This is a genomic window from Marisediminitalea lipolytica (genome assembly GCF_001758465.1).
GTDB classification, from domain to species: Bacteria; Pseudomonadota; Gammaproteobacteria; order Enterobacterales; family Alteromonadaceae; genus Alteromonas; species Alteromonas lipolytica.
This window is the reverse complement of record NZ_MJIC01000010.1, coordinates 448,781-467,702: the sequence shown is the minus strand read 5'-3', so window position 1 is coordinate 467,702 and position 18,922 is coordinate 448,781. Positions and strand designations below refer to the sequence as shown.

Sequence of the window (18,922 nt, the reverse complement as noted above, 5' to 3'; positions counted from 1 at the left end):
TATTTTCTCGCCCCGTTTGACTTGGATTAAGAATAGCGACTACCAATCACAATTTATAATTGGAATTGTTGAAAGTATGATTCGAGAAAAACTATCAGGCTAAATATTTTGAATAGATATTAATCAATTAAAAGCGGGGGCTGCACGCCCCGGCAAACTCGCCGGGAAGCGCATAAATATTTGAAAACCAGACTCTACTCTGGCGCTACATCCAGCTGCACTTCATTCAGGCCCAACGCAGTCATATATTCATTGCGTTTTTGCAGCTGATTAGGCGGTAATGGCGCGCGGCTTAACATTTCAACCGCGTTGAGAGCCACATCATGTTGCGTATCGGTAAGGGGGTCAGACTTATTTATCTGTACCAGCACTTTTAGCAGACTAAGTGCAATGGATTTATCATGGGGCGACAGCGTCAGTGCCTGACATAAATTATTAAAAGCCGGGATAATACGATTCTCCCGGTAATTTACTGTCGCCATTTCTTTGAGTTCTTTGGTGGTGAATTTAATTTCTCTACGCTCAATTTCTTCACGTTTTAAATATTCATCCACCACCTGACTGGCCAGTGTATCTCCGGCCAGTTGAGCACGTAAGGTATCCAGGATAGCCAGACAATCCTCTTTCATGCCCAGTTCATGGTAGGCTTTCATCAGATCCAGGTTGTCTTCGAGATTCATGGTCAACCCGGTTTGCAGATTTTCCTTCAGTAACTTTTCGGCGGCTCGCTTATCGTTTTGCAGCGACGCCATACGTGCCTTCACTATCAGCATCTTATTAGCCAGCGTAGGCTCTACAACATCACCACGGGTTAAATTAACCATTTCTTTATTAACCTGACGCTGCAATTTCTCTGACTCCGCCCCTGACACCGTCGCGGCCAAATCAATCATGGTACGTATCACGTTAAGGCCAAGTTCGGGAGAGTCGTGAATAGAATTTTTAGCAAATTTCGCCATGTTCTGTACAGCTGCCAACTGACCAAATTTGTCACGATTCAGACGGGCCAAATCCCACAGTTTTTTATTCCGTTCGATATTTCTGGGCGCAAGCTTACTGGCGGCTTTTACCTGCTCATAAGCTACATCAAACTGCTCTTTGCCAATGTAATACTGAGCCAGTAAATCATAGGTTAAAAAGCGGGTATCATTGCGCTGCAATAAATCTTCGATCAGGATCTCGGCGTCTTCCAGCTTATCCTGTTTAAACAGCGCACGAACAAGCCCAATGTGCACCCAGGCATGATCACATTCCTGTTTAAGCTGGTAAAAATAACGCTCGGCGGCGGCGAAATCCCGCAGTTGAATAAGACAATCGCCAATCATCCGTTTAAGTCGTGGATGATACTCGGTAACGCCAGGATCTTTTAATCCCCGCTCTGCGTGATAAATGGCAGCAGCAAAATCACCGTTATCCATACTATGCATCACTTTATGCAACTTACGGCGAATATTGATCAGATAGTTAAACCGCTGCTGAATACGATTTCTATCCAGTGGTTTTACCCAGAAGTCATCCGGCTGTAACTCAATAATACAATTAACCAGCTCCATACTGGTCTCGGCACTTAAAAAGATTACCGTGGTTTTGTCACTGATATACTGATTATGCTTGAGTTCTTCAAACAGATGAAAACCGTCTTTGTCACTGCTGACATTAAACGACAGCAACACCACGTCAAACTGGTCCTGCTGACATAAACGCACGGCGTGAAAAGCGTTTTGCGCGCTGCTCACCTGCTTAACGCCAAGTTCTGTTAATGCACTTTTAATAATATCGTGAATAAGCCCCTGGTTATCAACAACCAGGATCTTCAATTCATCAATCAATTTAGGTAATGGGATTTTATCCATTGTCACAACCACTTAACACGAAAAAGCTTTCCTTGTCTGTGCACAACCCAAGGCGGGTATCTACGAGGTTAACGACATCTGCGATACCCTTCGGGCATTAAACCTGAAGATATTAAAATGATGTTATCCCTATTTTCATCAAACTGCCATACTGTTCTGCATCAGAACGAGCAAATAACCTGATGACAGCCCTCAAAATCAGCGAGGCGGGTCTACGCGCTGGGCAGTGGAATTATTCACTCTAAACCACCCGGCAATAGAAAAACGATCACGATTAGCCGGCAGAACTTCATGGGGAAATTCTTCGCTCAGGAAAATCACTAATGTACCAGCCAGTGGCGTTACACTGACACAGTCATCCTGCTCGTTGGGCAGATAAATAACCAGCTCACCGCCATCATCCTTACCCCAGTCGGAGTTGAGATAAAACACGGTTGATAACACGCGGTTAGACTCACCGGAAAAAGCATCCAGATGACGTTTGTAAAAGCTCCCTGGCGGATAGTGTGCAAAATGGCTTTCGTAGGAAAATAAGCCCAGAAACAATCGTTGGTTGAGATAACTTTTAAGGCAATCCATCCAGTTCAACCAGGCAGTAGTCACGGCAGCAGTGCCCTGGATCCAGCAGATTTCATCGGTTCGCACAAATTCATTCTGATGAAATTGACTGGCTCTGCCAATACCCGCCGGATCAAAGTCAATGGTTTCCATAGCATAAGCAGACAGCCGGCTGGTCAAAGCCGGAGACAATGCGTTGGGAATAATACTGTAACCGCGCTGAATCAGGTCCTGGGCAATCCCTTCAAAGAGTGTTTCGGGCGCGGCACTGCCGTTTAGAATTTGGTCTTCAGATGATGAATTCAATGCAATTCGTGTCCTTAAAAAAAGTGAGTGTTAAATATACCTAAACGCACTTTTACTCAAGAAATTTTTACCGTCTCAAGGCATATTTCGTCGCTTTTTTGCACACTTTGATCAATCCCCGGCGGATTGCTGTATAGGTTTGTAATAGCAGGAAAACTTGGAGAGCCTCATAGCACCATGCTATGTTGCGTTTCAGGGCAAGAAAGTTTTGAGAGCGTGAAATGAGCGACGAAATATATACCGAAGATACCGAGCACCATCTCGACCTTAGACATCTTACCTTAGACGATTATGAAGATGTCAAAGAACTCATGGACAACGTATATCGTCATGTGGGCGGTGCGTGGCCTTACAAAAACTATAAGGCACAAATCACGACGTTCCCTGACGGCCAGATTTGTATTGAAGATAAAGGCAAAGTGGTTGCCTTTGCTATCTCAGTTATTGTTGATTACGACCAGTTTGGTGACAAACATTCTTACGACGAAATTACCGGGGATGCCTACCTGACCACGCATGATCCCAACGGTGACGTGTTGTACGGAGTTGAGGTTATTGTGTCGCCGGAATACCGGGGCTTACGCTTGGGCCGCCGTTTATACGAAGCGCGTAAAGAGTTGTGCCGCAACTTAAATTTAAAATCCATCATGGCAGGCGGACGTATTCCGAACTACGCCAAACATTCCGCTGAGATGTCGCCTTATGAATATATAGAAAAGGTAAAGTCGAAGGATATTTACGACCCGATCCTGACCTTTCAGCTGTCCAATGGCTTTGAGGTTAAGCAAATCATGCAGGCCTACCTGCCAGAGGATAAAGCCTCGAAAGGCTATGCTACTTTATTGCAGTGGCATAACATTTATTACGAGCCGGGTAACCCGCAGCTAATTGGCGGTAAGAAAAGTTCGGCGCGAATTGGCTGCGTTCAGTGGCAAATGCGTTACTTCGAAAATGTTGAAGAACTTATCCAGCAGGTAGAGTATTTTGTTGATGCGCTGTCTGATTATGGTTGTGATGTGGCGCTGTTCCCGGAGTTTTTTAATGCACCCTTAATGGGATTGGCAGAATCGGAGTCGTCCATCGATGCAATCTGGCACCTTGCGGAATATACCGATGAGATCCTGACCGCAACCTCCCTGCTGGCGGTATCATACAACATTAATATCATCGCCGGCTCCATGCCCGTGATAGAAGAAGAGCAGCTCTACAACGTGAGTTACCTCTGTAAGCGCGACGGCACCATCGAAACCCAGTATAAGCTGCACCCTACCCCCCATGAGAAAAAAGACTGGATCATGAAAGGCGGCAACTATCTGCGTTGTTTTGATACCGACTTTGGCAAGATTGGTATTCTTATCTGTTACGACGTGGAATTCCCCGAACTGGCGCGAGTGCTGTCAGAACAGGAAATGCAGATCCTGTTTGTTCCGTTCTGGACTGACACCAAGAATGGTTACCTGCGCGTTCGTCGCTGCGCCCAGGCCAGAGCTATTGAAAACGAATGCTATGTGGCTATCGCTGGCAGTGTTGGCAACCTGCCTAAAGTGGATAACGTGGACATTCAGTATGGTCAAACGGCGGTATTTTCGCCGTCTGACTTTGCCTTCCCCCATGATGCTATCGTTTCAGAAACAACGCCAAACACCGAGATGACCCTGATTGTTGATCTGGACCTGGATAAACTCACTACCCTGCAAAACGAGGGTTCAGTGCGCAACTACCTGGACCGGCGTCGCGATCTGTACCGGGTTGAATGGCTTGGTGGCGAAGATTAATCTTATCTCCCCTGATGTATGCTGGCCCGCTAATTAAGTGGCCAGCACTGCCAGGATGGCGATAAATCACCCAACTTCGCCGCTAACAGAGCTTAATCGGCTAAAAAGTCATGGCAAGGGTTGGTATTGCGCATAAATAAGCGATAACATCATGTCATAAGGCCTGTGAGCCTGTTTTAACGAATAATTATACCGCCACTGTTGTCATTAAGAGGGAATATGGCTAATAACTCGCGCAACGATGACTTTCCCACCATTCGACTCGACGAAGAAGACCGCCGCGGCTACCAGAGCAAAGCGACTCAGGTACATCGCTCAGTTAGTCCGTCTCAAGCAACGACTTCTGCCGAAACCACCAAATCCGGTGGTGGCGCTGGCTGGGGCGTAACGGCTTTATTAGTGGCTATTATTGGTTGTGGCGCAGCGGGCTATTTATATACGCTGACGCAACAACAAAGTGCCACACTGCAAAGCGCCGAACAACGCATTCAGCAGTTAGAAAACAAACTTTCTGCCACTGGCGAAGAAATTGGTGAATCTACCGTTGCCTTGCAGGTTAAGGTAACTGAGCTGTCGAACAGAACCACCGAACTGTGGGAACAAATGGACAAACTCTGGGCATCCGCCTGGCGACGCAATCAGAAAGAGATTGCTGACCTGAGTGATAAGGTGGCCGGAGATAAAAAGGATCTGCTGGAATCGGTAAGTCAGGTTGCGCGCAATCTGGATGGCCAGAAAACGCAGCTGGCCACCTTAAACAGCAGTCTTGAAACCGTATCAGACGAAATGCTGGCCATTAATGTCCAGATGGAACAGATTTCTGCCGGTAACGGTGAACGTCAGCAACAGGTAAAAAACCTGGATGATAAAATCGCGCTGTTAGAACAACGCAATAATGCCCTGTCCAGTCGCATTGCTTCGCTGGAAGCAGAAATTCGCGACTTGGCAACAAAAATGGTTAGCTCATCCTCTTCAAGCCAGGCCTCAGCTTCGCCTGCGGGCCCCGCTGGCGGCCAGTAAAACGTAGCGCCGGTATCTTACGCCGGCGCACATGCTCATTTTTTAATCTATTCTGGCAATTCCCCCGTATCAATCGCTTTCTATGCTGCACCGCAGCACTTTTCAGGGAGCGGGAATATGAAATCAGTCAAACTTTCACTGGCATTACAGGGCGGTGGTGCTCACGGCGCATTCACCTGGGGCGTGCTTAATCGTTTACTGGAAGAACCATGGCTTAAAATCACGGGGATCAGCGGTGCCAGTGCCGGGGCAATGAACGCCGTTATGTTTGCAGAGGGCTGGCGCAAAGACAAACATGCCGGAGCTAAACAACAACTGGCTGATTTCTGGTACAAGGTCGCCGAGCAAAACGTCGGATTTGAATTACCCGGCGAATTAAAAACCTCAGTTACTAAATGGTGGCTTAGCGCTTTCCAGTTTTTATCGCCTTATGATATTAACCTGCTGGACATCAACCCGCTGCGGGATATTGTTGATGAGCAGGTAGATTTTAAGGCATTACAAAAAGCGAATCCCCTGCCCCTTTATATTGCCGCCACCGAGGTAAGTACCGGTAAACTGGCTTTGTTTAATACGCCAGAACTCACTACAGACCATCTGCTTGCCTCCGCCTGTTTACCCAATGTGTACAAAGCGATAGAAATACAGGGCAAGCACTACTGGGATGGCGGTTATGCGGGCAACCCGGCCATCTTTCCACTGATGAACGAATGTGCAGGCGATGATGTGATGATTGTTTTATTACAACCACTATTGCGCGAGGAAGTGCCTAAAAGTTCTGACGACATCAGTGACCGAATCACCGAAATCAGTTTTCACAGTAACTTTATGCGTGAAATGCATGCCATCGCCAGTGTTAAACGACTGGTGAGCGGTAAACGATTTTTACTTGGCAAGGTAGAACGCCAGATTAAGCAACTGCGCACTCATTTACTGACCAACGGCGAGTTACTTTCTTCATTAAACAGTGCCACCAAATACGATAACCGAAAGAATTTTCTGGAATGCTTAAGGGATGAGGGCGAGCAAACTACGGATAAGTGGCTGGCAGAAAATGCCGATAAACTTGGCAGGCAAGCCACTTGTGATATTCAGGCGATGTTTGATTAAATTCAAACATCGCTAATAATTTAACCCATTAAATTATCGTTTAACCCGACGTCCAGCGTAAGCCATGCACATAAGACTCAAACCAAAGAGACCCAGAGTCGCAGGAGTAGACGTTTTAACGGCTGTAACATTGAGATTATCGAATGAACTAAAACCGCCGTTATTTTGCAATTCTAGTGAATATATTCCTGAGTAATTAAAATTGAACAATCCACTACCGACATAGTCCACAGAGCTACCTGTTTGCACTCCATTTTCATCAAAAACTCTCACTTCCCAACTCGCGGGAGCCGTTGGATGATTAAACCAGCCGATATTCATTGAAGTAAAATCAAAAGCTTCACCATTAGATTGCGATAAAGTGAAAATCGCAGCCGTATTCCAGGTTTCCATGAAACGATTTGAAGCTCCCCAGCCGGCAGCGGCAAATGGTTGCGTGCCATACCCAGAAAATACGATTTCTTCACTAGTGCTGAAAACGTTGACACAATTTTGGCAGCTCACGTCTAAAGTGAAACCACTTTCGGTGTAAGAAGGAAGATTTTGGGTCCTGAAATCGTCAACTATGTCATCAAAACTAATAATTACTGCATTAGCCTGACCTCTCAACGCCAAACTCAAAAGTATAAATGCTGAAATTTTTAGAAAGGATTTAAACATCGAATATGTCCGTGTAATTGTTAATAAAGTATCAGTTTCATTTTTAGCTAAAATATGTAGCTAAAAATATGCCAAAAATAATTTCCATAACTAATCATGGCGTTACTTATTTTAAAATGACTACTTCGCAGTCCACTGTAAATTTTGTTGACACTTTATCATCATCGTCGAAACCGAAATCCAAGTTGCAAAATCCTAAATCAACTACTCTTTGAGTCCTAGCAGTAATTTTTAGTGGCTACTGATGCAATTATACTGACCAACGGCGAGTTACGGTCTTCGTTAAACAGCGAAATGAAAAGGCGGTTTATGTCGTCAAAAATCAGTCTGCATTGGCTTCATAATCTATCTAATTGATTTTTAAATGATCAGCATCAATTTTTAGCGGGCGTTATCTGGCAGGATGAAATTTTAACCAGCCGGAAAGTTTCATGCATGATTTAGCCGTATTAGCCACCATGTGGGTGAGTGTTTTTGTGGCATCCTACTTTGCCCATCGCACGCGCCTGACCCCGGTTTTATGGTACCTCTTTTTTGGCGCCGTGTTTGTCAACCTGGGCATTCTTCCCACAGCACTGCCGGTATTTATTCAGGATCTGGCAGAACTGGGCATCATTATCATTATGTTTGCCATTGGGTTTGAAGAAAATACGGCCAGTTTTATTACCGGTATCAAGCGTAGCTGGGGCATTGCTTTATTTGGCGCTGTCGTGCCCTTTGGCGTAGGGTATCTGTTTGCCGACTGGTTTTGGGGCCAGCACAATATCTCGTTGTTTGTGGCCCTGGCGATGACCGCGACTGCGGTGTCGCTCACTATGGTGTCACTTAAAAGCGAAGGCTTAAGCAAAACCCCGGCCGCCACCGGTATTATGACATCAGCGGTGCTGGATGACATTGCTTCACTGGCCCTGGTAGCTATTCTCGTCCCCATCGCGGTAGGTACGGCTACTGTCAGCATTACCGGCATTTTTACCATCCTCGGTAAAGCCATTGTCTTTTTTGCCCTGGTCACCATTATGGGCGCCTGGTTATTTCCGGCCCGGGTAGGCAGAGCCGCCAAAATCCCTTTTTTAAGAAAGCTGCATTTGAGCCGGGTGCTCGCTATGGGCCAGGGGCAGTACACGGTACTTTCTCTGCTACTGATTGCGGTGGTCGTGGGTCTGATTGCCCACGAATTCGGTTTTCATCCGGCCGTTGGCGCGTACATGGCCGGACTCATTGTTCGCCGTGAATACTTCGATTTTCACCAGGAACAAGGCCGTGATCATTACCAGCATTCCCGGGAAATCATCGATAACGCGGCTTTTTCGTGGATTGGTCCAATCTTCTTTGTTTCCTTAGGCACTAAGCTCATGTTCGAGCTGGATATCTTTATATCTGTGCTGTTTGAAAGCGTGACCTTATTTATCGCGTTATTCATTGGTCAGGTATTATCGGCTGGCCTTGCTGCCCGCTGGACCGGCGGCTTTGACTGGCCATCCAGCTGGTTAATTGGCTTTGGCATGTTAGGCCGGGCGGAACTGGCGTTCGTGGTAATGGACATTGCCTATGTGCAAAACCACATTCTTAATCAGGAGGCATTTTACACGCTTATGCTGGTTGCATTTTTGCTGAATGTATCTGTGCCACTGACAATCAGCGCATGGAAGAAGCGTTACGCAAAAATCCAGAAGACAGTAACCTGACAGATGTCCCTTACTCATTGAAATAAAAATTCAGTGATACCGGTCAGGATTGGTATATCTGCTGTGCTGAGTATCAAAATGTTAAATTCCATAAGCCGGAAAGTCATGCTGGGTTACCTGGTGCTGGCCACCGCAATGATTATTGCCGGCATGATGCTGCAACTAAGTCTGAGCCATATTAACCGCCAGAATAACGTCTTTACGGCGCACACCCTGCCCGCTTTTACATTATTACAGCAGGCGCAGGATGAGCTGGCGCAATTGCACAACCTGAGCTTTGCCCTGTATGGCTACACCATCGAGAAAGCGGATTACACAACCCGCTACGCTTTGCAAAAGCAAAAATTACTTGAGCATTTAAACCAGATCCAGGCTCAACATCTGTTACCTGCCGATAAGGTAACAACGCACATTCAGTCGCTGTTTGTCGCCATGGATTCACTGAAACGGATTTTAAGCAATGAAAATATCGACTGGGATGCTGCCAGAGCGGCTTTGTCGGTTATCGAACAGGCCAAGAACGCCAGTCGGGAGGCATTGAATCAGCTCAGTCAGCAATCGGGGCAGCAGGTCTTTACCGCTACCACCGAAGTCAGTCACACCATTGAGGTAATACGCTGGATTAGTTACCTCTCCATTGCCTTAGTCCTTATAATCGCCTTGTTTTCTTATCGCTATCTGCATCGAAAACTGGTGGTGCCATTACAATTAATTACCCGCTCACTGAACAGTTTGAGTCATGACAAAAACTTAGCGGTGACATTACCGCCAACAGATAACGACGAACTCGGGCAGGTTGTTAACGCGCTGAGCCATTTAATTACTGCGATTGAGCATGATTATACGGCCTTGAATACGATGGTTGCCCAGCTACAACATTCCAGCCGGACACTTAATCAGTCCGCCTCTTCGTCTGGCCAGCAAGCGCAGTTGTTTACCAACCTGGCAGAACAGTTAAACAGCGCCATTGCCGGGGTTGGTCAACAGATCTTCGCCGCATCTGACGACTCTGTAGCGGCATCAGATTCGGCCAGGTTAACCGCTGAACTGGTCAATCAGGGCAAACAGGAAGTAGCCGTTAGCGCCAACCAAATTGCCAGCTTACAGGAAGAAATCAATCAGTCTTCACAGCAATTGTCGTCCTTGCAAGCCGCGGGCGATCAGGTAAGTTCAGTGGTAAAGGTGATTGCTGATATTGCTGACCAAACCAATTTGCTGGCACTAAACGCCGCTATTGAAGCAGCCCGAGCCGGCCAGCATGGCCGCGGATTTGCGGTAGTTGCTGATGAGGTGCGCACCCTGGCATCGCGCACCCAGGAATCGACTCACCAAATCAACACAATTTTAGCCCGGATAGTCGAATCTATCAGTGGTACGGTTGTCAGTATGCAGAGCAATATCCAGCACACTGCCGAAGCCTTCCATCAGGCCAGTCAAACGGTACTGTCGCTTAAACATAGCCAGCAAAGTGTCCTGACACTCAGTGATAATAATCAGCTTCTGGCAAACTCCACACAACAGGCGGCACAGTCCACCACTGCTATTCAGCAACAGGTGAACAGCATTAATCATCAGGCCAGACAGTTACAACAACAAAGTGAAATTACCCGGGCTCAGGCAAATGAGCTCAGCAATCTTATGACTAACCTCAGTAATATTGCTTCTACCTATAAACTCAGTTGAGCTGATTTCGATGAGATGAGTGCAAAACGCCGTCAACAAGGTAGCGTCTGGCCTTGTCTGTCCGTTACACTGGCAGCCGTTTTGATAACCACTCTGACACTGTCATCTCTTTATTCAGGTAGATTTATGCTCGACGTTTTTATTCTCGCTCTTGCACTTAGCATGGATGCCTTTGCGGTATCTATTGGTCTGGGTTCCAAGCACGTTGTCAGCGCCCGGTCGCTGTCACTTTCCGCGGCCCTTTATTTTGGTTTGTTTCAGGGACTAATGCCGTTAATCGGCTATCTTGGTGGTCAGGGCTTGCTCGGCTTTATTGGTGATTTTGCGCACTGGATTGCCTTTATCCTGTTAGTCATTATCGGTGGCAAGATGATTTACGAAGCGCTGTCGGAGGGTATCGAAGAAGATATCGCACAAATTACACCACGGGTTATGTTGGTACTGGCAATAGCCACCAGTATAGATGCCATGGCTGCAGGCTTTACCTTAACTTTGCTCGACTTTAACGCTTTTCTGGCCTGCCTGCTCATTGGCGTTGTAACCTTTGTTTTCAGTTTCCTTGGGGTGCATATTGGGGCCAAAACCGGCACCTGGCTGGAGAGTAAAGCTGAAATCTTAGGTGGCGTGGTACTTATCCTGATCGGGGTTAAGATTCTGCTATTTTAACCATTTTAGGGGACACTGCTTCACGCTGGTTTGTTTAATGAATCAGAGTACTAAGTGATATGAATGTCCCCTTTTTCGTTTTGTCCCGTAGTGATTAGTGACACTCATTGAGTGATTTTTTTCTTCACTGGCGCTGGTGTCTTTTCTACTTTCTCTGCTACACAGTGCCAACAAAACATTAAGGGATAAAGTTATGATTAACATGCTGGAAGGCAAGACAGCCATTGTTACCGGTGCATCAAAAGGTATTGGTTTTGCGATTGCAGAACTGTTTGCGGAAGAAGGCGCTAACGTCGTCCTGACCGCTTTGCACCAGGATGAAATCGAAACTGCAGTAGACAAAATAAACGCTAAAGGTCAGGGTAAAGCCATCGGCATGGTTGCCGATTCAAGCGATCCTGAAGCGCCTAAAAACGTGTTTTCCAAGGCTATCGATACCTTTGGTCAGGTTGACATTATGGTTAACAATGCCGGTGTGGGTGAAATGTTTGCCGTTGAGCAAACCTCGGATGAACACTGGGCTAAAATTATCGAACTGAATCTCTCTGGCGTATTCCGCTTCTGTCGCGAAGCCGTTAATCACTTTATGCCGCGAAACGAGGGCCGGATTATTAATGTGTCTTCGGTAAATGGTGTACTACCTATTTGTGGTGTGGCCTACACCACTACTAAGGGCGGCGTGAATACCATGACTAAAAATATCGCAATTCGCCTGTCTGGTACCAATATTCGTTGTAACGCCATTGCACCGGGTGTAACCGATACTGACGCCGCCAGAGCCTGGGCCGCAGGCGAACAGGAAGGCGGTGACGTTATGCTGGAGTTCTCAGACAAGTACACCAACACCACAGTACCATCAGTAGAGCCGCGTGATCAGGCATATGCCGCCCTTTATCTGGCCAGTGAAATGGGTAAAGCGGTAACCGGCCAGGTTATCCAGGTTGATAATGGTGGTTTCCTGTAAGCCTTCCATCTAATTTCAAGCCAGGCCAGCCTTCGTGCTGGCTTTTTTACCTCTGTTTCACCCCGGCCCACCTAACATTGCGGTTAACCTGAATAACCGAGGTCATCACAATGTTTAATCAATTTCCTGCGTTAAAACCGATTATTACGCTTGGCATGCTGGCACTGGTATCCGGTATTACCACAGGCTGTGTCTCAAAGTCAGTATTACCAAAAGCGGCAACCGACACCGCAGCCAGTATCACAATCTACCGCTCTGATGAGCTTCAGGGCAGTCTGACTGATGTTTACATTGGTTGGGATGATAATTACTTTGTTTCACTGGCACCAAAACAATTCACCAACATTAATATAGAACCCGGCTTTAAAACCTTTAAAATCCGCGCCCATGCCGATTGGAGTAACGAACTTAGTCTCGACATCCAGCCTAAGCAAAGATTGTGTTTAATGGCAGAAGTTAATCCGCAGAACGTGGCTGGAGTCAATTGGGTGGTATCGGGTTACCGTTTACGCCAGCTCCCCTGTGAGCAGATTAAAAATGCAGACCAGTACGTGCTTGCCGCCAAATAATCTGGTTGTCAGCAGATACAAAAAAAGCGCCATAAAGGCGCTTTTTGCGTTGGCGAATCGCTATTAGCGACGCAGGCCAAGACGCTTGATCAGGTCAAGATAACGCTCTGCATTTTTACCTTTCAGGTAATCAAGCAGTTTACGACGCTGGCTAACCATGCGCAGCAGACCACGACGTGAGTGGTGATCTTTCTTATTTGATGAGAAGTGTGATTGCAGCTTGTTGATGTTGTGCGTTAACAGTGCAACCTGTACTTCAGGTGAACCAGTATCACCTTCTTTAACGCCATATTCTGCAACAATGCTTGCGGTTTCTTCTTTAGTTAGTGACATAATTTTCTCCTGTTTTGAAACTGCCCGACCGATCACTAATTCAGTCTGGCAAAACTGAGCGCGTATTATACTTGGCCGCACTTTGTGCGCAAGTTATTTTACGCATTTAACCATTAATCGCTGTAAACCACACTGCGTCGCGGGGCCACAAAAACCTGCTCGGCGGGTGCTTTTTGATCTTTGGGAGCACAGACTCCCTCGCCCACGCCTAAGAACCGGGCGGGCTCGCTGCCCGTGTCATAAATACGATACTGCTGGCCTTGCGCTAACGCCATATCACCCAGGGGCGTAACACTTTGACCATGCTGTAAACGATCGGCTTCAGCGGCCGATAATTCGACGGCGGGTAAGGTTTTAACTGCGGTATCCATGGGCAACAACAGTGCATCGATTGCGGCATAATCACGCTCACTGATATCCTGTGCCACCATGGCTTCCAACGCTTCAACCGAAATCATGTTCGCGGTGGGATAGTCTGCCACTTTAGTGCGGTGCAAGCGGGTAACATAAGCGCCACAACCCAGCTGCTGGCCGATATCGTCTACCAGAGAACGAATATAAGTGCCCTTGCTGCAACGAACCCGCATATCGACTTCGGGTAAGGCTACACGGGTTATTTCCAGTTCAAAGATAGTGATATCCCGCGCTTCCCGGGGTACATCGATACCTTGTCTGGCGTAATAATACAGCGGTTTACCCTGATACTTTAACGCCGAGAACATAGAAGGTACTTGTTTACTGCTGCCCAGAAAAGACAAGCAGGCAGCACGGACTTCGTCTTCGCTACAAGTGACTTCGCGTTCTTCTACGATATCGCCATCAGCATCCGACGTGGTAGTGCGGATCCCGAGTTTAGCCGTGACTTCGTATTCCTTCTCAGCGTCGAGTAAGAATTGGGAGAACTTTGTCGCCTCGCCCAGGCACACTGGCAGCATACCGGTTGCCAGTGGATCCAAAGCGCCGGTATGGCCGGCTTTCTGAGCCTGATAAATCCAGCGTACTTTTTGTAAAATCTGGTTTGATGAGCCGCCCAGGGGCTTATCAATTAACACAATGCCGTTAACTGCACGGCCTTTGCGTTTTCTTGCCATGATGTGTTATTCCTGCTCGTCGTCGTTATTAGAACGCGCTTTATCACGAGCGATAGTTTCACTCACCAGGTTGGAAATTCGCATCCCTTCGGTAATCGACTTATCTTCGAAGAAATGTAAATCAGGCACAGCACGCATACGAATACGCTTTGCCAGCAAACTGCGCAGGAACCCTTTGTGCTCAACCAGTTGCTTCATCTGTGTTTTTACTTCGGCTTCGTCACTGTTGTAAAAAGTGATAAACACTTTTGCATGAGCTAAGTCCCGTGAGACTTCTACATCAGACACTGTGATAAACGGTAAATTACCGACCCGATGCTTATATTCGTTTTGCAGCAAACTGGCCACTTCTTTGTGGATTTGCTGGGCAACCCGATCTGTTCGAGAAAATTCCCGAGCCATCGTTACTCTCCTTTCTGTTTTGCAATAACTGGGACTTGCCACTTACTGCACAGACAAAAGCGGGGGCATTAACGCCCCCGCTCAACTTTCTTTATTCGCTGAGGTTAGATTTCGCGTTTAACTTCAACAACCTGGAAGACCTCAATTTGGTCGCCCACTTTAACGTCGTTGTAGTTCTTAACGCCGATACCACATTCCATACCGTTACGAACTTCCTGTACGTCGTCTTTAAAGCGACGCAGTGATTCCAGTTCACCTTCGTAGATAACCACGTTGTCACGCAGTACGCGGATCGGGTTACTACGTTTAACGGTACCCTCAGTTACCATACAACCAGCAATCGCGCCCAGCTTCGGTGACTTAAACACGTCACGAACTTCGGCAAGACCCATGATTTCCTGTTTGAACTCTGGTGCCAGCATACCACTCATGGCCGCTTTCACTTCGTCAATCAGGTCGTAGATAACACTGTAGTAACGTAAATCAATTTCTTCGGCTTCGATAACGCGACGAGCAGTTGCATCCGCACGAACGTTAAAACCAACGATAATAGCGCTTGATGCTGCGGCTAAGCTGGCATCGGTTTCGGTGATACCACCAACACCACTACCCACGATGTTCACTTTCACTTCGCTGGTAGACAGCTTCATCAGTGATTCAGAAATCGCTTCCACAGAGCCCTGAACGTCAGCTTTCAATACGATGTTCAGTTCGCTGACATCACCGGCTTCCATGTTCGCAAACATGTTTTCCAGTTTCGCTTTCTGCTGGCGAGCCAGTTTCAGTTCACGTTTCTTCTGATGACGCTTACCAGCCACTTCACGAGCTTTACGCTCATCAGACACCACCAGGGCATCTTCACCGGCAACCGGTACACCAGAAAGACCTAAAATCTCTACCGGCGTAGACGGACCAGCCAGTTTTACGTCCTGACCGTTTTCGTCACGCATGGCACGAACACGACCGTATTCTTCACCACACAGCAGGATATCACCTGCTTTAACCTGACCTTCCTGAACCAGTACCGAGGCAATGGGACCACGACCTTTATCCAGACGTGATTCAATTACGATACCGCGACCAGGTCCGGTTGGCGTGGCTTTAAGATCCAGCACTTCCGCTTGCAGTGAAATGGCTTCTAACAGCTCATCCACACCCATACCGGTTTTGGCCGATACGTTAACAAACTGGTGCTCACCGCCCCACTCTTCTGAAATAACTTCCAGTTGCGACAGCTCGGTTTTAACCCGATCCGGATCCGCACTTTCTTTATCCATCTTGTTAACCGCAATAATCAGCGGTACACCCGCAGCGCGAGCGTGCTGAACCGCTTCTTTGGTTTGCGGCATCACACCGTCATCCGCTGCAACAACCAGTACGACGATATCCGTAGCAGTGGCACCACGTGCACGCATAGCAGTAAACGCGGCGTGTCCGGGAGTATCCAGGAAAGTAATCTTACCCAGATCGGTGTCTACGCTGTAAGCACCAATGTGCTGCGTAATACCACCCGCTTCACCGGCAGCTACTTTAGCGCGACGAATATAATCCAGTAATGAAGTTTTACCGTGGTCTACGTGACCCATGATGGTAACAACCGGTGCACGAGTATCTTTCTCGCCAGCTCCGGATTCTGCTAACAGCTCGTCTTCCAGCGCGTTATCGTTAACCAGTTCATATTTATGACCCATTTCTTCAACAACCAGTACGGCTGTATCCTGATCCAGTACCTGGTTAATGGTCGCCATTTCGCCCATTTTCATCATGGCTTTAATGACTTCCTGCACCTTAATCGCTAAGCGGCTGGCCAGTTCACCTACGGTGATGGTTTCGCCCAGCTTAACCACACGCTCAACCGGCGCAGCTGGCTTGTTAAAGCCTTGCTTTAAGCTTTCGCTGGCATTTTTCTTCGGCTTCTTACGACGACGTGAAGAACGCTCAACCTGCATATCTTCTTCGTCTTCAGCTTCCTGTGCGTAGCGGTTAGAGTGCATGTGCACTTCTTCAGCTTCGGCTTGCTTACGACGCTCTTCTTCTTCTTTCCAGCGACGTTCGTTTTCTTCTGCCAGCTTGCGGGCTTCTTCAGCCGCTTTTTTCGCGTCTTCTTCAAGCTTACGCTGGGCTTCTTCTTCCTGTTGCTTGCGCAGACGCTCTTCTTCCTGACGAGCAGCTTCCTGCTCCTGTTTTTCTTCTTCAGTTAGTTCTGATTCAGCTTCGGCGCGAGCAGCGGCTTCCTGCTTGGCTTTTTCAGCGCGGCGGGCTTTTTCTTCTTCCGCCGCTTTACGGGCTTCTTCTGCCTTACGGGCTTTTTCTTCAGCCGCTTTACGCGCGTCTTCGGCGGCTTTTTCTTCCGCTTCACGTTTTAGTCGCGCTTCTTCTTCGCGGCGTTTGGCTTCTTCTTCGGCCTGACGCTGTTCTTCAATGTCAGTGCGTTTTACGTAAGTTTTCTTCTTACGAACTTCTACTTTTACTTCTTTCGATTTACCTACGCTTAACGTACTGGTTGTCTTACGTTGCAGCGTCATTTTTTTAGGTTCTGCACCTGCATTGGTACCACCGTGCTGTTTGCTCAGGTGGTCCAGCAATTTGCGTTTTTCATCTTCAGTCACGCTTTCACCAGCGGCTTTTTTAATGCCGGCGTCGCTAAACTGACTCACTAACCGGTCAACGCTTGTCCCGATATCACTGGCGAGTTTTTCAATGGATACATCTGCCATTACGCGTTTTTCCCCTTGTCGACCTATTCTTCGTTGAACCAGACAATATTACGTGCGGCCATAATCAACGCACCTGCATTTTCTTCGTCCAGTCCTTCTATATCACTGATATCATCGGTGCCCTGTTCTGCCAGCGCTTCTAAATCGATGATACCTCTACTTGCCAGAACGTATGCCAGGTGCTTGTCCATACCTTCGAGGTTCAGCAGTTCCTCTTTAGGCTCTGAGCTTTCGAGTGATTCCTCGTTAGCCAGTGCCTGAGTGGTCAGTGCTGCACGTGCACGGTTACGTAATTCTTCAACAGTCTCTTCGTCCAGGCCGTCGATAGCCAGTAATTCACTTACCGGTACGTACGCCACTTCTTCAAGTGAGGTAAAGCCTTCTTCAACCAACACTGATGCAAAATCTTCATCAATGTCCAGACCGTCAACAAATACCGCCAGAACTTTCTCGTTTTCTGCCTGGTGTTTCTGGTTCAAATCTTCAATGGTCATGACATTCAGTTCCCAGCCAGTCAGCTGACTTGCCAGACGAACGTTTTGACCACTACGACCGATAGCCTGTGCCAGGTTATCGGCTTCTACTGCCACTTCCATGGTGTGCGTGTCTTCATCAACAACAATTGAGGCAACTTCTGCAGGTGCCATTGCGTTGATAACAAATTGCGCCGGGTTCTCATCCCACAGCACAATATCTACTCTCTCACCGCCCAGCTCACCAGATACAGCCTGTACCCGTGAACCACGCATGCCCACACAGGCACCAACCGGATCAAGACGCTTATCGTTAGTCTTAACCGCGATTTTTGCCCGCGAGCCCGGGTCACGTGCTGCGGATTTGATTTCGAGGGTTTCTTCAGCAATTTCTGGAACTTCCAGACGGAACAATTCTACCAGCATTTCCGGGTGGGTACGGCTGACGAACAGCTGAGCACCACGCGCTTCAGGGCGGATAACATACAGTAATCCGCGAACGCGGTCGCCCGGACGGAAGGTTTCGCGTGGCAGCATATCATCGCGGTAAATCACGCCTTCGGCGTTGTTACCTAAATCGATAATGATGTTGTCACGGTTAACTTTCTTAACAGTACCGGTTACCAGCTCACCTACTTTGTCTTCGTATTCAGCAATCATTTGCGCACGTTCAGCTTCACGTACTTTTTGTACGATTACCTGTTTGGCGGTTTGCGTGGTGATACGGTCGAACGCGATAGATTCGATTTGCTCTTCTACGTAATCGCCTACCTTAATGTCCGGCTCATCAATTTGTGCCGCCGACAGGGTTAATTCTGCAAACGGGTTTTCCTGCTCCTGATCATCTTCGATAACCAGCCAACGACGGAAAGTATCAAAATCACCGGTTTCACGGTTGATACTTACCCGTACTTCAATTTCGCCTTCGTTTTTCTTTTTCGTGGCACTGGCGATGGCAAATTCTAACGCCTCAAAAATCTTTTCTCTTGGCACTTGTTTTTCATTAGAAACGGCTTCTGCCACTAACAAAATTTCTTTATTCATTGTTGCCTCACTG

General features: G+C 47.5%; 16 protein-coding genes. 8 read left to right on the top strand and 8 right to left on the bottom strand.

Going from position 1 to position 18,922, the window contains the following annotated elements:
* Positions 1 to 194: 194 nt before the first annotated feature.
* A complete protein-coding gene (locus tag BFC17_RS07570; RefSeq protein WP_070175842.1) occupies positions 195 to 1,853 on the bottom strand; it encodes a response regulator in 1,659 nt (552 codons plus the stop codon).
* A gap of 198 nt (positions 1,854 to 2,051) precedes the next feature.
* Positions 2,052 to 2,717 carry a 2OG-Fe(II) oxygenase gene (locus BFC17_RS07565; RefSeq protein ID WP_070175841.1) on the bottom strand — a complete coding sequence of 222 codons (666 nt, stop codon included), beginning with the start codon at positions 2,715 to 2,717 and terminating at the stop codon, positions 2,052 to 2,054.
* 221 nt (positions 2,718 to 2,938) lie between these two features.
* Here BFC17_RS07565 and BFC17_RS07560 point away from each other — a divergent pair, with 221 nt between their 5' ends.
* From BFC17_RS07560 to BFC17_RS07550, 3 genes are all read left to right on the top strand, one after another.
* Positions 2,939 to 4,492 carry a bifunctional GNAT family N-acetyltransferase/carbon-nitrogen hydrolase family protein gene (locus BFC17_RS07560; RefSeq protein ID WP_070175840.1) on the top strand — a complete coding sequence of 518 codons (1,554 nt, stop codon included), beginning with the start codon at positions 2,939 to 2,941 and terminating at the stop codon, positions 4,490 to 4,492.
* A gap of 219 nt (positions 4,493 to 4,711) precedes the next feature.
* Positions 4,712 to 5,512, top strand: coding sequence for a hypothetical protein (locus BFC17_RS07555; RefSeq protein WP_070175839.1), 801 nt, complete (start codon positions 4,712 to 4,714; stop codon positions 5,510 to 5,512).
* Between the two features lie 117 nt (positions 5,513 to 5,629).
* Entirely contained in the window at positions 5,630 to 6,622 is a 993-nt protein-coding gene (locus tag BFC17_RS07550; RefSeq protein WP_070175838.1) for a patatin-like phospholipase family protein, read from the top strand.
* Between the two features lie 33 nt (positions 6,623 to 6,655).
* Here BFC17_RS07550 and BFC17_RS07545 read toward each other — a convergent pair whose 3' ends face one another.
* The gene (locus BFC17_RS07545; protein ID WP_070175837.1) at positions 6,656 to 7,282 is read right to left on the bottom strand and encodes a hypothetical protein; all 627 of its coding nucleotides are present in this window, start codon (positions 7,280 to 7,282) and stop codon (positions 6,656 to 6,658) included.
* Positions 7,283 to 7,713: 431 nt separating this feature from the next.
* On the opposite strand from BFC17_RS07545, the gene BFC17_RS07540 reads away from it, so the two are divergent.
* The 5 genes from BFC17_RS07540 to BFC17_RS07520 all read left to right on the top strand — a co-directional run bounded on the left by BFC17_RS07540 (position 7,714) and on the right by BFC17_RS07520 (position 12,849).
* Positions 7,714 to 8,967, top strand: a complete 1,254-nt coding sequence (locus BFC17_RS07540) for a cation:proton antiporter (protein WP_083271630.1) — start codon at positions 7,714 to 7,716, stop codon at positions 8,965 to 8,967.
* Between the two features lie 78 nt (positions 8,968 to 9,045).
* Entirely contained in the window at positions 9,046 to 10,650 is a 1,605-nt protein-coding gene (locus tag BFC17_RS07535; protein WP_083271629.1) for a methyl-accepting chemotaxis protein, read from the top strand.
* A 126-nt stretch (positions 10,651 to 10,776) separates the two neighbouring features.
* On the top strand, positions 10,777 to 11,316 hold the full coding sequence (locus tag BFC17_RS07530) for a manganese efflux pump MntP (protein WP_070175835.1): 540 nt from the start codon (positions 10,777 to 10,779) through the stop codon (positions 11,314 to 11,316).
* 193 nt (positions 11,317 to 11,509) lie between these two features.
* Positions 11,510 to 12,280, top strand: a complete 771-nt coding sequence (locus BFC17_RS07525) for an SDR family NAD(P)-dependent oxidoreductase (protein WP_070175834.1) — start codon at positions 11,510 to 11,512, stop codon at positions 12,278 to 12,280.
* Between the two features lie 110 nt (positions 12,281 to 12,390).
* Positions 12,391 to 12,849: a hypothetical protein gene (locus tag BFC17_RS07520; RefSeq protein ID WP_070175833.1), complete on the top strand. Its 459-nt coding sequence runs from the start codon at positions 12,391 to 12,393 to the stop codon at positions 12,847 to 12,849.
* 63 nt (positions 12,850 to 12,912) lie between these two features.
* Here BFC17_RS07520 and rpsO read toward each other — a convergent pair whose 3' ends face one another.
* The 5 genes from rpsO to nusA form a co-directional block, all read right to left on the bottom strand.
* A complete protein-coding gene (gene rpsO, locus BFC17_RS07515; protein WP_070175832.1) occupies positions 12,913 to 13,182 on the bottom strand; it encodes a 30S ribosomal protein S15 in 270 nt (89 codons plus the stop codon).
* A 113-nt stretch (positions 13,183 to 13,295) separates the two neighbouring features.
* Positions 13,296 to 14,273: a tRNA pseudouridine(55) synthase TruB gene (truB, locus tag BFC17_RS07510; RefSeq protein WP_070175831.1), complete on the bottom strand. Its 978-nt coding sequence runs from the start codon at positions 14,271 to 14,273 to the stop codon at positions 13,296 to 13,298.
* Between the two features lie 6 nt (positions 14,274 to 14,279).
* Entirely contained in the window at positions 14,280 to 14,675 is a 396-nt protein-coding gene (rbfA, locus tag BFC17_RS07505; protein ID WP_070175830.1) for a 30S ribosome-binding factor RbfA, read from the bottom strand.
* Between the two features lie 104 nt (positions 14,676 to 14,779).
* Positions 14,780 to 17,392 (bottom strand): translation initiation factor IF-2, encoded by a 2,613-nt coding sequence (gene infB / locus BFC17_RS07500; protein ID WP_070175829.1) that lies wholly within the window; start codon positions 17,390 to 17,392, stop codon positions 14,780 to 14,782.
* A 23-nt stretch (positions 17,393 to 17,415) separates the two neighbouring features.
* Positions 17,416 to 18,909 (bottom strand): transcription termination factor NusA, encoded by a 1,494-nt coding sequence (nusA, locus tag BFC17_RS07495; RefSeq protein WP_070175828.1) that lies wholly within the window; start codon positions 18,907 to 18,909, stop codon positions 17,416 to 17,418.
* Positions 18,910 to 18,922: the final 13 nt, after the last annotated feature.

Bases quoted from the DNA above. Each gene is read 5' to 3' on its own strand.
- BFC17_RS07570 (WP_070175842.1), bottom strand. From the start codon at position 1,853: ATGGATAAAATCCCATTACCTAAATTGATTGATGAATTGAAGATCCTG.
- nusA (WP_070175828.1), bottom strand. From the start codon at position 18,909: ATGAATAAAGAAATTTTGTTAGTGGCAGAAGCCGTTTCTAATGAAAAA.
- BFC17_RS07535 (WP_083271629.1), top strand. From the start codon at position 9,046: ATGTTAAATTCCATAAGCCGGAAAGTCATGCTGGGTTACCTGGTGCTG.
- BFC17_RS07555 (WP_070175839.1), top strand. From the start codon at position 4,712: ATGGCTAATAACTCGCGCAACGATGACTTTCCCACCATTCGACTCGAC.
- BFC17_RS07520 (WP_070175833.1), top strand. From the start codon at position 12,391: ATGTTTAATCAATTTCCTGCGTTAAAACCGATTATTACGCTTGGCATG.
- rpsO (WP_070175832.1), bottom strand. From the start codon at position 13,182: ATGTCACTAACTAAAGAAGAAACCGCAAGCATTGTTGCAGAATATGGC.
- BFC17_RS07550 (WP_070175838.1), top strand. From the start codon at position 5,630: ATGAAATCAGTCAAACTTTCACTGGCATTACAGGGCGGTGGTGCTCAC.
- BFC17_RS07530 (WP_070175835.1), top strand. From the start codon at position 10,777: ATGCTCGACGTTTTTATTCTCGCTCTTGCACTTAGCATGGATGCCTTT.
- BFC17_RS07525 (WP_070175834.1), top strand. From the start codon at position 11,510: ATGATTAACATGCTGGAAGGCAAGACAGCCATTGTTACCGGTGCATCA.
- infB (WP_070175829.1), bottom strand. From the start codon at position 17,392: ATGGCAGATGTATCCATTGAAAAACTCGCCAGTGATATCGGGACAAGC.
- truB (WP_070175831.1), bottom strand. From the start codon at position 14,273: ATGGCAAGAAAACGCAAAGGCCGTGCAGTTAACGGCATTGTGTTAATT.
- BFC17_RS07560 (WP_070175840.1), top strand. From the start codon at position 2,939: ATGAGCGACGAAATATATACCGAAGATACCGAGCACCATCTCGACCTT.
- rbfA (WP_070175830.1), bottom strand. From the start codon at position 14,675: ATGGCTCGGGAATTTTCTCGAACAGATCGGGTTGCCCAGCAAATCCAC.
- BFC17_RS07540 (WP_083271630.1), top strand. From the start codon at position 7,714: ATGCATGATTTAGCCGTATTAGCCACCATGTGGGTGAGTGTTTTTGTG.
- BFC17_RS07545 (WP_070175837.1), bottom strand. From the start codon at position 7,282: ATGTTTAAATCCTTTCTAAAAATTTCAGCATTTATACTTTTGAGTTTG.